Below are 13,940 nucleotides of genomic sequence, written 5' to 3' on the forward strand. Positions count from 1 at the left end.
CTCCGTTCAGGTCGAGAGGGCGGGGGCGGGCACGACGCGGGCCCGCCCCCTGATCTCCTCCAGCAGGCGTGCCTGGCGGACCACGTCGGCGCCGTGCTCCCCGTGCCCGGCCGGGTCGGCGCAGGCGTCGGCGAACGCGGTCACCATGCGCAGGAACTGGTCGTCGGCGGGAAGCGGCCGCTCCTCCCGCGTCCTGCCCCGCTCGATGCGCAGCACGGGCCGCTCGCCGGGAGGCGGGGTGAACGCCCAGTCCAGCGAGACGCGGCCCTCGCTCCCCCACACCGCGTAGGTGCAGCGGTAGGAGTGGTCCATGCCGAAGTCGCACTGGGCGGTGAGCCCCCGCCCGTCGGCCAGCAGCGCCGAGCCGGCGACGTCGACGCCCGTCTCCGGGTCGCGCACCAGGACGGCGCCCGCCACCTCGGCGTCCGCGCCGAGGTACAGCTGGGCGGCGCGCACGGTGTAGGTGCCGACCTCCAGCAGCGCCCCGCCGTCCAGCTCGGGCCGGTACCGGATGAGGGAGCGGTCGCCGCGCGGGATGCCGAAAGAGGCGGCGAACCCCCGGGGGGTGCCGATGGCGCCCGCCGCGACCAGCTCGCGCACCTGGCCGTGCTGGGCGTGGTGCAGGAAGGCGAAGTTCTCCATGAGCGCGAGGCCCCGGGCCCTCGCGGCCTCGGCGAGCGCGGCGGCGGGGCCGGCACGGGCGGTGAGCGACTTCTCCACCAGCACGTGCTTGCCCGCGCTCAGCGCCTCCGCCGCCCAGCGTTCGTGCAGCGCGTTCGGCAGCGGCACGTACACGGCCTGGATGTCGTCGCGTTCCAGCAGCCGCTCGTAGCCGGTCACCGCCTCGCAGCCGAACCTGGCGGCGAAGGCGGACGCCTTCTCGCCCGTGCGGCTCGCCACCGCCGCGAGCCTCAGCCCGTCACAGCGCTCGATCGCGGGCGCGGTGCGCCGCCAGGCGATGTCGGCCGCGCCGAGCACGCCGACGGCCAGCGGCTCACCAGGCGACATGGAGGCGGAGGGGCCGGGGGAAGGCGGTCGCGGTCAGCCACTCGATCTCGCCGTCCGGGTCGTCGAGCCGCAGCCCCGGCGCCGACCGTACGAGCCGCTCCAGCAGCACCTGAAGCTCGACCCTGGCCAGCTGGGCGCCCAGGCAGTAGTGCGCCCCGGCGCCGAAGGCCAGGTGCGGGTTGTCCTCGCGCGAAAGGTCGAGGGTGGCGGCGTCGGGGAAGACCTTCTCGTCCCTGTTCGCCGAGGTGAACAGCGGGATCACCGGGTCGCCGGCGGGGATGCGCACCCCGGCGAGCTCGACGTCCTCGGTGGCGATCCTCAGCGCGCCGAACCCGGTGGCGATCTGCGAGTGGCGCAGCAGCTCCTCCACGGCCCGTTCCGTCAGCTCGGGCCTCGCCACGAGCTCCGCGTACCGCTCGGGAAGCGAGAGGAGCCCCAGCAGGGAGTGGGCGATCGCGCTCGTGGTGGTGTGGTAGCCGGCGACCAGGAGGGTCATGCCGAAGGTGATCAGCTCCTCCTCGCTGAGCCGGTCCCCTTCTTCGTAGGCGGAGACCAGCGTGGTCAGCAGGTCGTCGCCGGGGTGCTCCCGCTTGTCGGCGATCAGACCGGCCAGGTAGACCGCGAGGTTCATCCCGGCCTCGGCGATCGGCGCGGCGTCCTCGCCCGGGCCGGGAACGGTCAGCAGCCGGTCGCTCCAGGCGCGGAACCGCTCCTGGTCGGCGACCGGCACGCCGAGCATCTCGCAGATCACCGTGATCGGCAGGGGCAGCGCGAGCGCCGCCACGGCGTCGGCCGGGGCGCCGCCCGCCACCATCGCGGACACGAGCTCGTCGGCGATCTCCGTCACGCGAGGCCGCAGCGCCTCGGTGCGGCGCCGGCTGAAGCCCGCCGACACCAGCCGCCGCAGCCGCGTGTGCGCCGGCGGGTCGAGGTTGACGATCGACTTGGACCCGCGCGCGATCGGCAGCAGGCGCGGCGCGTCCGGCGCGGTCGCCAGTTCCTTGCTGAACCGCGGGTCGCCACAGACGGCCCGGACGTCCTCGTGCCGCGTGACGAGCCATCCGCGGTGCCCCGTCGGCAGCGTGACCCTCGCCACGGGCTCCTTCTCCCGCAACTCGGCGTACTCCGCCACGGGCAGCGCCGGATCTCCGGCGGCGAACGGGAAAGCCCTGTCCTTCATGTCCACTCCTGATCTTCTGCGGCGGCCACGCCGGCGAACCCGGAAGGCGTGGTCTCAGGCACCGGTCATCCGGTGGACCTCGGCGAGCCAGCGGCCGGCGAGCCAGGCCGCGTCCGCGTTCGGCACGGCGTCGCGGCGGTGGCGCAGCAGGCCGCCCGTCCCGGGGCGCACATGGATCGCCGCCTCCGCCATGACGCTGCGCATCGGGATCTCGATCGGCTCCGCCCGCACGTCGCCGAAGTCGAGCGCGCGGGCGGGGGCGCGCTCCTCGACCTGCAGGTAGGACTGGAGCAGCGGATGCCTTCTGTGCCCGGACGGCACCCGCGGCATGATGTCGTCCACCGACACGGCCGGCAGGGTCAGCGCCGCGCGCAGCTGCCCGGCGGCGGCCTCGACGAGCGCCGCCGGCCCCGCCTGCGAAGGGGGGAGCCGCAGCGGCACCAGCGAGGCGAAGCACCCGACGACGTCGTCCGCCTCGGGCAGCGACCGGCCCGAGACGGGGGTCGTGACCGCGATGTCCTGCGTGCCGGTGTAGGCGCGCAGCGTCTCGATCTGCGCCGCCGCGAACACCGCGCCGGCCGTCCCGCCCACCGTCGCACCGGTGCGGGCCGCGGCGGCGGCCAGCTCCTCCGGCAGCGCGATCGGGACCTCCCCGGCCGGGCCGTGCATCGACAGCCAGGCCGTACGCGGGAAGCGCATGTCGTCGACGCCCTCGGCGAGCTCACGCCAGTAGCGCACGGCCGCCGCCCGTCTCGGCCTCTCGGCCGCGCGCTGCCGGGCCAGCGTCCGGTAGTAGAGCGGGGGCGGCCCCTGGAACGGGGTCGCGCCCCCGGCCAGCGCGCGGTACGCGACGGCGAGGTCGCGGCAGAACACCTGCGCCGACCAGTCGTCGAAGGCGATGTGGTGCACGGTCACCGCGAGCAGCCACGTCCCGTCGGCCGAGGGGAAGATCTTCGCCCTGATGGGGAGGGCGCCCGCGAGACGGAAGGGGGCGAGGGCCCATTCCCGCGCGGCGGCGAGCGCGTCACCGGCGGGGCGCGCGGCCGGGTCCGCCTGAAGCAGCCCGGCCGCCTCCCCGGGGGTGAGCAGTGTGGCCACCGGCCCGTCCGGCCCCGCGTCGAACCGCACCCGCAGCGCCTCGTGCCGGGCCGTCACGGCGTCCAGGGCGGCGGCGAGCGTGGCGGGGTCGAGCGGGCCGCGCAGCCGGTAGAGGATCGACACCATCGTCTCGTGCAGCTCGGGGGCGACCTGCGCCGCGTGCCAGAACCCCGACTGCGGGAACGGCACGTGCGGCGGGCCGTACTCCGCTCCCGCGCCGCCGTCCACCGCGTCCACGCCCTCCACACCGTCCACGCCGGCCCGCCGCCCGCCCGGCTCCGTCACGGACGCGGCGCCCGCCGGCGGCCGGTCGTCCAGCAGCGCGGCCAGAGCCCGCGGCGTGCGGTGCCGCAGGACGTCCGCCCCGCCGACCTCCCTGCCGCACAGGACCAGCAGCCGGTTGGCGAGCCGGATGGCCGTCAGCGAGGTCGCCCCGATCTCGAACAGGTCGTCGTCCGGGGCGACCGGCCGGTCCAGCAGCTCGCCCGCGACCGCGCGGATCGTCCCCTCGGTCGTCCCGGGCAGCGGCGGCGCCGGCTCCACGGCGGCCGATCCCGCGGGGGTGAGCAGCGCGAGGAGCGCGCGCTGGTCGACCTTGCCGTTGCCCGACAAGGGAAGCGCGTCCATCGGTACCGCGACGTCCGGCACGAACCCCGACGGCAGGACGGCGGCCAGGGCCTCCCGCACCGCGCCGGGCGTGACCTCGTGCGCGGACGCCGCGGAGGCGGGCTGTTCGCGCACGTAGAAGAGCACGAGGCGCGTGGCGCCGTCGGCGGCGGGATGCGCCAGGGCGGTGGCCCTGGCGACGCCGGGGACCCGCTCCGCCGCGCGCTCCACCTCTTCGGGCTCGACGCGCACGCCCCGGATCTTGACCTGCCGGTCCACCCGCCCGACGAACAGCAGCCGGCCCTGGTCGTCGCAGCGGGCCAGGTCCCCGGTCAGGTACACCCTGCGGCGCTCGCCGTCGAGCGTCAGGGTGGGGAAGGACCTCGCCGTCTGCTCGGCGTCGCCGCCGTATCCGAGGGCCACGCCGTCGCCGGCGACGGCGATCTCGCCCACCTCGCCCCGCCGCACGGGGCGGCGCCCGTCGTCGAGCAGGTACACCGAGGTGCCGGCGGCGGGCGTGCCGATCGGGATGTCGGCGGGCGGCTCGGGGCCCGAAAGCTCCCAGCGGGCCGTGGTGATGGTGTTCTCGACCGGCCCGTAGGCGTTGACGACGCGCAGCCCCGGATGCCGGCGCAGCAGGATGCCGAGGTGGCGCGCGGAGGCGCGCTCGCCGCCGGTCAGCAGCAGCCGCAGCCCCGCGAGGCAGTCCGGGTCGTCCTCGGCGAGGGTGTTGAGCACGGCGGAAGGCACGCACATCGAGGTGACCCCCCGCGCGATGGCCGCCCTGATCTCCCCGGAGGACAGATGCGTCCCCTCGTAGACGACGCAGCTCCCGCCCCGGATGAGCGGCACCCACAGTTCCAGGGCGAACACGTCCCAGGCGACGGGCGCCGCCAGCAGGGTGACGTGCGGGCCGCCGGGGATGTGCGTCGGGTCGTACGCGGTCCTGACCACTCCCCGGTGCGGCGCCAGCACGGCCTTGGGCTCGCCCCCGCTCCCGGAGGTGAGGAACACGCAGCAGGCCTCGGCGCCGGAGCCGCCCCGCTCGCCGGCGCGCAGCCGGCGCGTCCCGGCGGCGAGAGCGCCGGGATCGACCGCGTCCGCGGGCTCGGCGGCGCCGCTCACGCACACGCGCACGCCCGCGCGCGCGGCGAGCTGCCGGTATCGCGGCAGCGGCCAGTCCTCGGGCACGGCCGCGTAGGCGGCGCCGCAGATCAGCACGCCGAGCAGCACGGACACCAGGTCGGGGCCGCGGGGCATCCTGACCGCGACCACGTCCCCCGGCCGCACGCCGCGCGCCGCGAGGCCGGCGGCGGCCCGCTCGGCGCGTTCGAGCAGCGCCGCGTAGGTGATCGCCGCGCCGCGCCAGTGCAGAGCGGGAGCGCCGGGGCGGGCGGCGGCGGCCCGGGCGACCAGCGTCTCCACCCGGTCCCCGTCGGTGTAGGGGGCCTTCGGCCCGTGCAGCCCGGTCATCGGGCGCTCCCCTCCAGGGCGAGTTCCGTCAAGGTCTGGACCATCGCGGCGGGACCCGGCTGCGCGGCCGACTCGTCGCGCAGGCGCCGGGCCGCGGCGGCGTAGGACGGGGTGTCCAGCAGGTGGGCGACCAGGGCGTGGAGCTCGTCCGGTCCGGTCTCGGCGAGGAAGGCGAAGCGGCCGGCGCCGGTGCGGTCAAGCCGGCGGGCGTTGAGCACCTGGTCGGGGACCGGCGGCAGGACGAGCTGCGGAACGCCGCAGCTCATGGCCGTCATCATGCCGCCGAGACCGCCCTGGCTGACGAACAGGTCGCAGGTGGGCAGGATGAGCTGCAGCGGCACCCCCTCGACGACGCGGACGCCGTCGGGGACCTCGCCGACCTCCTCGCGCGCGCCCGGCGGCACGGCGGCCACGATCTCGGCGTCGATCCCGTCGAGCGCCCGCAGGACGTCGCCGATGCGGAAGGAGTCGCGGTAGAAGCTGCCGACCACATACCCCCAGGTGACGCAGATGCGGCGCCGCGCGGGCGGTGAGGCGAGCCAGCCGGGCACCACGCCGGGCCCGTTGTAGGGGACGTAGCGCATCCACAGCCGCCGCACCTCGGCGTCGACGTGCTCGGTCGGCCCGATCTGCATGCTGGCCGGGCAGGGGTCGACGGTGGCGGCGCCCAGCGTGTCGATGGCGTCCAGTTTCAGCGCCGCCCGGTGGGGGGCCAGCGCCTCGTCCTCGAACTCGTGGAAGTTGTAGCTGTAGTCGACGCCCCAGGCGTGCCGGACGGCCGGGACGCCCAGCATGGCCGACACGATCGGGCCGGCGTACGTGGTGGCCTCGTAGACGATCAGGTCGGGACGCCAGGCCCGCGTGAAGTCCAGGCAGTCGGTCAGCATCGCCTCGGCGATCCGCAGGTACGGGGCGAGGGTCCAGATGCCGTGTTTGCGCAGGTCCTCCCACTCCAGGGGCCGGTCGCCCTCACGCGACACCAGATAGCGGTAGCCGCGGTGCAGCAGCGACATGTCCAGCGGCGGCCCGGCCGGCACGGCGGGCAGCCCGGCCTCGGTGATCGTCGGCACCAGCGTGGGCTGGCTCACCACGCGCACGTCGTGCCCGGCGAGCCGGAACGCCCAGGCGAGCGGCACCAGCGGGAACAGGTGCGTCTTCCATCCCCAGGTCATGAACTGCACCTTCATGCCGTGACCCTCCGGCACAGCGCTCCGGCGACCTCCGCGGGGAGCGGCCGCCGCCGGTTCTCCTCGCTGATCCCGCGCGCCGCCCGGTAGAGGGCCGGCTCCCCCAGCGCCTTCTCCACCGCGACGCGGACGTCGGCCGGCTCGCGCGCCTCGGGCGGCAGGTGGACGCCGCTGCCCGCCGCGGCGACCCGCTGGGCGTTCAGGGTCTGGTCGGGCAGCTGAGGCACGACGACCATGGGCACCCCCGCGGCCGCGGCGGTCATCACCGTCCCTGAGCCTCCCTGGGTGACCATGAGGTCGCAGGTGGGGAGCAGCATGTGCAGCGGCAGCATCGTGGCGAGCCTGACGTTGCCGGGGACGGGGCCGAGGACCTCGCGGTCGCGCGCCGACACCGCGGCCACGACCTCGAGGTCGGCGTCGCCGAGCGCGTCCAGCACCTCGGCGATCCCGCTCTGCCCGGCGGTGAAGGCGCCCATCGTCGTCCCCCAGGTGACGCAGACGCGGCGCCGCGCGGGCGGGTCGAGCAGCCACCGGGGCATCACGCCGCTGCCGTTGAAGGGCAGGTAGCCGACCGGCAGGGGCGTGTGCTCGGTCGGGATCTGGAGCGCCCCGGGGCAGGGATCGACCGTCACGACGCCCTGCGGGGCGAAGGAGCCGACGCCCAGCCGTTCGAGGTGCGGGGCGAAGACCTCCTGCTCGAACCGCCGCGCCTGGTACTGGAAGTCCACGCCCCACAGGTGACGCGCGTTCGGGACGCCGAGCGCGGCGGCGGCGAGCGGGGCCGCGTACGTGGTCGGCTCGTGGACGATCAGGTCGGGCCGGTACGCCCTGACGAGGTCGAGCAGATCGGGCAGCATGGCGTCGGCCATGCGCTCGTAGAGGGCGAGCGGGCGGCGCTTGCGTGGCGCGCCGGTCTCGTCGCGGTCGTCGCCGTCGCGGCTCATGTCGAGCGGCCGTCCCTGGGCCGCGGGACGGGTCATGAACCGCCGCATGATGTCCGACCCGTCCACGTCGTGCCCGACGGCGACGGCCGGCAACCCGGTCCTGACGATGTGCGGCACCAGGCCGGGCTGGCCGGCCACCCTCACCTCATGCCCGCCCGACTGGAACGCCCAGGCGAGCGGCACCATCGGGTAGAAGTGCGACGGCCACGCCCACGAGGCGAACAGGATCCGCACCAAGCACCTCCAAGACGTCGCGATCTGCCGCCAGCATCGGCGACCCTCCTCAAGCTGGGGTCGAGTCCCGCTCACGCCAGGACGGCCTCGGTGTCCCCAGCTCGGATACGCGTGCGCTCCCGAGCTCGCGCGCCGGCGTCAGGAACGAAGGGTGCGCAGGCCGGTGCGGATTTCGCCGACCAGGATCTCGGGCTGTTCGAAGGCCGCGAAGTGCCCGCCCTTGTCGGCCTCGCCGTAGTGGATCAGATTGCTGTAGGTGTCTTCGATCCAGCTTCGTGGCAGGCGTGGGATGTCCTTCGGGAAGACGGTCACCGCGACCGGAAGCGCCAGTTTCGGGCCGGCGAGAGTGCCCGATTTGTTCTCCCAGTAGATGCGGCCGGACGACGCCGCGCTGTTGGTGAACCAGTAGAGGGATATCGCGTCGAGCATGTCGTCCATGCTGAGGGCGTCCTCGGCGAGCCCGTGGTTGTCGGTCTTGGACTGGAACTTCTCGTAGATCCAGGCCGCCTGACCGGCGGGAGAGTCCGCCAGGGCGAATCCGACGGTCTCCGGCTTCGTGCCCTGAAGGTGGTTCGACCCACCGAGATCGCCGGTGTAGAGGGCGAGGGTCTCCACGGCGTAGCGCTGTTCGGGTGACAAGGTGCCGGGTATCTGTGCGGGAAAGGCGTACTGGGTGTTCAGATGAATTCCGAGAAGCCCCTCAGGTCGCATGGCCCCGAGGACGGTGGTGACGACGGCACCCCAATCGCCGCCTTGCGCGGCCCATCTCGTGTAGCCGAGACGCTTCATCAGCTCCACCCACGCGCTTGCGATGCGCGACACGGTCCACCCGGTCTCCGTGGGCTTCTGGGAGAACCCGAACCCGGGGAGCGACGGGACGACGACGTCGAACGAATCGGCGGCGTCTCCTCCGAACGAAACCGGATCGGTCAGCGGGCCGATCAGCTTCAGGAACTCGACGATCGAGCCCGGCCATCCGTGCGTGAGCATCAGCGGCATCGCGTCGGGATTCTTGGACCTGACGTGGATGAAGTGGATGTCCAGCCCATCGATCTCGGTCAGGAACTGGGGGAGGCGATTGAGCGCGGACTCGAAGCGCCGCCAGTCGTAGCCGCGCTCCCAGTAGTCGGCCAGAGATCTGGCGTTCTCCACGCGAACCCCTTGCGACCAGTCGCCCACCGTTTCCGGATCCGGCCATCGAGTTCTGGCCAGTCGCTGCTTCAGGTCATCGACCTCCGAATCCGGGATCGAGACGGTGAACGGGCGGACGAGGGTCGAGGTCGGCTGCGTCGGTGCGGTCATCGCCTTCTTCTCCTGAGCTTCGAAGCACGGCGCAACTCTCCGTTGCACACTGGTGTGCAACCTACTTCACTGCACACCGGTGTGCAACAATGGTGCCGTGCCCACCGAGTCCTCCCGCGTGCGCTCGACGAACGAGACACGCGATCGCATCCTCGACGTCGCCCTCGATGTGCTGGGAGAGAACCCCGACGCCGGAATGGGCGACATCGCCTCCGCCGCCGGCGTCGTCCGCCGCACGGTCTATGGCCATTTCCCCTCGCGCCTCGACCTGGTTCGGACACTCACGGAACGGGCCGTCACCGAGATGACGGCCGTGCTCACCGAAGCCAACGCCTCCGACGCGGAAGCGGACGCGACGTGGGTCGAATTCATCGCCCGCGTCTGGCCGGTGGCGCACCGGTACCGAGTGCTGCTGGCCCTGCGCCGTGGCGAGTACGGGGAGGCGATCCACGGCCTGCTCGGGCCGGTCGATGAGCTCCTCGCCGACCTCGTGAGACGGGGCCAGGACAGCGACGTGTTCGCACAGCACCTGCCGGCGGGCATTCTGAGCCAGGTCGCCTACGGCGTCGTGTTCGCCATCGCGGACAGCGACCTGTCGAACGGGACCCTCGGCGCCCGAGCGGCGACGATCACGAGCCTGCTGATGCTGGGAGTTCCCGAGACGCGCGCGGTCGCTCTCGTGGGCGACCAGCCCTGACCCGCAGCACTCGAGCGGGGCCGCGGATCGTCCTGCTCCGGAGCCGACGTCGACACCGCACCCCCGGGACGGTCGGCCGGGCCAGGCCCCGGCGTCCGGGAGCGCGGCTCACCCGACCCCGAGCGGGCCACGTCCGGAACACGGCTCACCCGGATCCGAGCGGGCCGCGTCCCGGGAGCGCGGCTCATCCGACGCCGAGCAGGCCGGGGAGCTCCGCCACCAGGTCCTGGTAGGTGGGCCGTTCCTCCAGTTCCGCCCGCATGTGCCGGAGCGGGGGGCGGTGGCCGGTGTCCGACCGCAGCCGGGCGACGGCGTCCCGTACGGCGTCCGGCGTGAGCTCGGCCGGGGGGATGGCGAGCCCGGCGCCGGTGGCCACGTACTGCTGTGCCCGCCAGGCGTGCTCGGGAAGCTGCGGCAGGACCACGGCGGGGACGCCGGCCATGACGGCCGTCAGCAGGCTCGCGTCGTCCCCGGCGGTGACCAGCACGTCGGAGCCGCGCAGCGCCTCGGCCAGGGAGACCGACGCCGGCGCGGCGTCGTCCAGCGCGGCCGTGACGAGCCCGGCGACCGCGCGCTGCTCGGGCAGCCACCAGCTCTCCGCGCCCATCGCCACGCACACCCGGCCGCGCGGCGCGGGCAGCGGGCCGGGCGCCCCGCTGTGCGGCACGAAGCGCACGGGAAGGCGAGGGCTGCCGTCATGGGCCCGCAGCGCGGACGGGCACGGGTCGATCGTCACGGTGCCCGACATGTCCGGGCCGGTGAGGCCGTAGCGGGCCCACAGCGGTTCCAGCGCCGCCGCCTCCACCGCCTCGGTCAGCCAGCCGAAGTCCATGCCCGGCAGGTGCCGCACGGCGGGCACGCCGCAGAGCCGGGCGACCAGCGGGCCCGCGTAGCCGCGCGGCCCGAAGACCACCAGGTCGGGCCGCCAGCGCCGGGCGAACTCCACGGTGCCGGCGATCGCCGTGTCCGCGACCCGCAGCGCCGCCGCCACCGAGGCCAACAGGGCGTCGCGGTAGGCCAGCGCCCACGGCGTCGCCCCCTCCTCCCCCTCGGCCAGTTCCTCGGCGACGTACATCGCGGGCCCGTACCCCTTGTGGAACTGGGTGGTGACCAGGGCGGCGCAGTCCTGCGCGGACGGCAGTTGCGCCCGCAGCGCCGCGTCCATGTCGACGCCCTCGCCGACGGGCACCGCGGCGAGCCCGGCGGCGGCCACCGCCCGCTCGATGGCGGGCGTGGCCGCGAAGCGCACCTCGTGCCCGGCGACCCGGAACGCCCACGCCGCCGCGACGAGCGCCCTGGCCGGTACGGGACCGCCGTACGCCGGGGTGAACAGCACGCGCAGCCCTCTGGCCGGCCGTGAAGTCCCCGCCCGGGACCCCCGGCGCGCCGGCGGAGACCCCGGTCCGGCCCCCACCGCAGCTTCGAACGCCTCCCCCGCATTCACCGCAGGTGCGGGCGCCTCCCGGGCCGCCGCCGCGATTTCGAACGCCTCCCCGGCCATCACCGCGGGTTCGGGCACCTTCCCGGTCGCCACCGCGGGATCGGGTGCCTCTCCGGCCGCTACCGCAGGTGCGAGCGCCTTCCCGTTCGGTCCGGCGGACCTCGGCGCCCGTTCCCGCCCTCCCGCGACCGCGGCGCCTCGGCGCGCCCGTCCTGGCCGGGGAAGGGACGCGAGCTCCTCCACGACCTCCGACAGCGGCGCCTGCGCCTGCGACTCCGCGCGCAGCGTGGCCGCCGCCTCGCGGTGGGCGGGGTCGGACAGGAGCGCGGACAGGTGCGATCTGATCGTCTCGGCGTCGGCCTCGTGCGGCAGCACCATGCGCGCCGCGCCGGTCGAAACGAGCCGTTCGGCGTTGAGCCTCTGGTCGGCCACCAGCGGCGCGGCGAGCTGGGGCAGGCCGCAGGTCACCGCGGTCATGATGCTGCCCATGCCGCCCTGGGAGGAGTAGGCGACGCAGGTGGGGAGCAGCAGATGCAGCGGCAGCGACCGGGCGAACCGCACGTTGTCCGGCATCGGGCCCATCTGGGCGGCGGCCTCGGCGGTGACGGCGGCGACCACCTCGACGTCGAGCGTGGCGGCGGCCCTGATGATCCTGCCGGTCTGCGAAGGGTGCGGGACGTGAACCCACGACGTCCCGCCCGTGACGCAGATCCGCGGGCGCTCCGGCGGGGTCAGCAGCCAGCGCGGCATGACGGCAGGACCGTTGTAGGGCGTGTACCGGGCGCGAAGGCGGCGCACGGCCATCGGCACGTGCGGGCTCGGGGGCACCTGCATGCGTTCCGGGCAGACGTCCACGGTCGCCACGCCGAGCGTCTCCACCGGGTCCAGGTCGAACCGGGCGCGCAGCGGGGCGAGGGCCTCGTCGTCGAACTCGCGCAGCAGGTAGGGGAAGTCGACGCCCCACAGATGCCGGACGGCGGGCACGCCCAGCTCGGCGGCCACGACGGGCCCCGCGTAGGTCGTGGGCTCGAACACCACCATGTCGGGCCGCCACTCCGCTGCCAGCGCGCGGGTGGCGGGGATCATGTCCTCGGCCAGCCGCACGTACAGCTGGGCGTTCAGCGACCGGAAGCGCCGCAGGTCCGTCCAGCTGCGGAAGCGGTTGTCCTCCTTCTGCGGGCCGCCGATGCGGCGGATCTCCGACAGGGTGTCGTCGCTGCGTCCGACCAGCGCCACCGGCAACCCCGTGCGGACGGCCGCCTCGGTCATGGCCGGCTGCGTCGCCACCAGCACCTCGTGCCCGGCGCTGCGCATCGCCCACGCCAGCGGGACCATCGGGTAGAAATGGCTCGGCCAGGCCCACGAGATGAACAGAACACGCATGGCTATCGGTCCCTCCGTCGAATGGCGGGCGGCCCGGGACGCGGCGAGCGGCGCGGCGCCGCTCGGGCGGCGAGCGGCCGGGGGGCGTTCGCGGGCATCGGGGCTAGGCCCTTTCGTGCGGTGTGCGGTGCCCGGCCAGGTGGGCGGCCACCTCGTCCGGGGATGGGCGGGCCCGCATCTCCTGGCCGAGGCGGGCGGCGGTCTCCCGGTAGGCGGGGGTGTGCAGGAGCAGCCGCAGTTCACGGCGCAGCGTGTCGTCGCCGGCCTCGCCGGCGGTGAGCGCGCGCCCGGCGCCGAGCTCCGCGACCGCGCGGGCGTGGGCGAGATGGTCGGGGAGCCCGCCGATCATCAGCTGCGGCACGCCGAGAGCGAGCGCGGTGAGCGACACGCCCGCGCCGCCCTGGGAGATCAGGGCGTCGCAGCCGGCGATGACGCCGCCGAGGGGACCGTCCTCGATGACGCGGACGCCCGGCGGCAGGGCGCCGAGCAGGCGCCGGTGTTCGGGCGCCGTGGCCAGCACCACCTCCACCGACGGGTCGGCGGCGACGGTCCTGGCCACCTGGCCCGCGAGGTGCAGGCCGCCGTCCAGCCTGGCCATGGTGTGCCCCCAGCTGACGCAGACCCGGCGGCGGCCCGCGGCGGCCTGGGCTCGGGAGGGGGCGCCTCGGCCCGCGTGCTGCGGGGTGAGGCCGGCGCCGTAGGCGGTGTGGCGGATGGGCAGGTGACCCGGCCGCGCCGGGCCCGGCCAGGGGTCCACGGCGACGATCCCGAAGCCGGTCACGTGACCGGTCACGGAGCCGGTCATAGGCCCGGTCGCAGAACCGGTCATAGGGCCGGTCGCAGAACCGGTCATAGGGCCGGTCGCAGAACCGGTCATAGGGCCGGTCGCAGAACCGGTCATGGGGCCGGTCGCCGGGAGGCCGAACCGCCGGTAGAGCGGCTCCAGTGCCCGGCTCACCATGGGGGACGCCCGGGCGAGCAGGTCCAGGCCGTACAGGTGGCGAACGGCGCGGGCGCCCACGGCCGCCGCGGCCACCGGGCCCGCGAGGGCCGTCGGGTCGTGCAGGACCAGGTCGGGCCGGTACTCCCGCGCGACCGCGACCAGGTCGCCTGCCATGTCCTCGGCCAGCCGGACGAACAGGCTCAGCACGCGCGGCGTCCCGCCGCGCGCCGCCGGCGCGGGGGAACGGCCGCTCGGGCTGGAGGCGGCGACGGTGCGGAAGGCGGGGAGCGGGTCGAGGTGGCCGCCGAGCGCGACGGTGGCGAGACCGGCGGCCTCCGGGATGTCCTTCACCTCGGGCGGGACCGCGAACAGCACCTCGTGGCCCGCCGCCGCCAGCGCCGCCGCGAGGGGGAGCATGGGGTGAACGTGCGTCGCCCACCCCCA

General features: G+C 74.9%; 9 protein-coding genes. 1 reads left to right on the forward strand and 8 read right to left on the reverse strand.

Features of this window, described 5'->3' with window-relative positions:
* Positions 1-6 precede the first annotated feature (6 nt).
* The 6 genes from ACFO60_RS20680 to ACFO60_RS20705 all read right to left on the reverse strand — a co-directional run bounded on the left by ACFO60_RS20680 (position 7) and on the right by ACFO60_RS20705 (position 9,032).
* Positions 7-1,008, reverse strand: coding sequence for a Gfo/Idh/MocA family protein (locus ACFO60_RS20680; protein ID WP_380842380.1), 1,002 nt, complete (start codon positions 1,006-1,008; stop codon positions 7-9).
* Positions 995-2,188 (reverse strand): cytochrome P450, encoded by a 1,194-nt coding sequence (locus ACFO60_RS20685; RefSeq protein WP_380842383.1) that lies wholly within the window; start codon positions 2,186-2,188, stop codon positions 995-997. The genes ACFO60_RS20680 and ACFO60_RS20685 overlap by 14 nt, the downstream gene beginning before the upstream one ends.
* 54 nt (positions 2,189-2,242) lie before the next feature.
* Positions 2,243-5,365 carry an AMP-binding protein gene (locus tag ACFO60_RS20690; RefSeq protein ID WP_380842385.1) on the reverse strand — a complete coding sequence of 1,041 codons (3,123 nt, stop codon included), beginning with the start codon at positions 5,363-5,365 and terminating at the stop codon, positions 2,243-2,245.
* Entirely contained in the window at positions 5,362-6,552 is a 1,191-nt protein-coding gene (locus ACFO60_RS20695; RefSeq protein WP_380842388.1) for a nucleotide disphospho-sugar-binding domain-containing protein, read from the reverse strand. Before ACFO60_RS20695 ends, ACFO60_RS20690 begins: the two co-directional genes overlap by 4 nt.
* Positions 6,549-7,730, reverse strand: a complete 1,182-nt coding sequence (locus ACFO60_RS20700) for a nucleotide disphospho-sugar-binding domain-containing protein (RefSeq protein ID WP_380842390.1) — start codon at positions 7,728-7,730, stop codon at positions 6,549-6,551. Before ACFO60_RS20700 ends, ACFO60_RS20695 begins: the two co-directional genes overlap by 4 nt.
* A gap of 138 nt (positions 7,731-7,868) precedes the next feature.
* Positions 7,869-9,032: an epoxide hydrolase family protein gene (locus tag ACFO60_RS20705; protein WP_380842392.1), complete on the reverse strand. Its 1,164-nt coding sequence runs from the start codon at positions 9,030-9,032 to the stop codon at positions 7,869-7,871.
* Between the two features lie 97 nt (positions 9,033-9,129).
* Between ACFO60_RS20705 and ACFO60_RS20710 the strand changes: the two genes are divergently transcribed.
* Positions 9,130-9,729, forward strand: coding sequence for a TetR/AcrR family transcriptional regulator (locus tag ACFO60_RS20710; protein ID WP_380842394.1), 600 nt, complete (start codon positions 9,130-9,132; stop codon positions 9,727-9,729).
* Positions 9,730-9,913: 184 nt separating this feature from the next.
* Here the strand turns inward: ACFO60_RS20710 and ACFO60_RS20715 are convergent, their stop codons facing one another.
* Both ACFO60_RS20715 and ACFO60_RS20720 read right to left on the reverse strand, forming a co-directional pair.
* Positions 9,914-12,553 carry a nucleotide disphospho-sugar-binding domain-containing protein gene (locus ACFO60_RS20715; protein ID WP_380842396.1) on the reverse strand — a complete coding sequence of 880 codons (2,640 nt, stop codon included), beginning with the start codon at positions 12,551-12,553 and terminating at the stop codon, positions 9,914-9,916.
* 103 nt (positions 12,554-12,656) lie between these two features.
* Complete coding sequence (locus ACFO60_RS20720) at positions 12,657-13,913, reverse strand: glycosyltransferase (RefSeq protein ID WP_380842398.1); 1,257 nt, start codon at positions 13,911-13,913, stop codon at positions 12,657-12,659.
* Between the last annotated feature and the right edge of the window lie 27 nt (positions 13,914-13,940).

Source organism: Sphaerisporangium dianthi (genome assembly GCF_042654065.1).
Classification (GTDB): domain Bacteria; phylum Actinomycetota; class Actinomycetes; order Streptosporangiales; family Streptosporangiaceae; genus Sphaerisporangium; species Sphaerisporangium dianthi.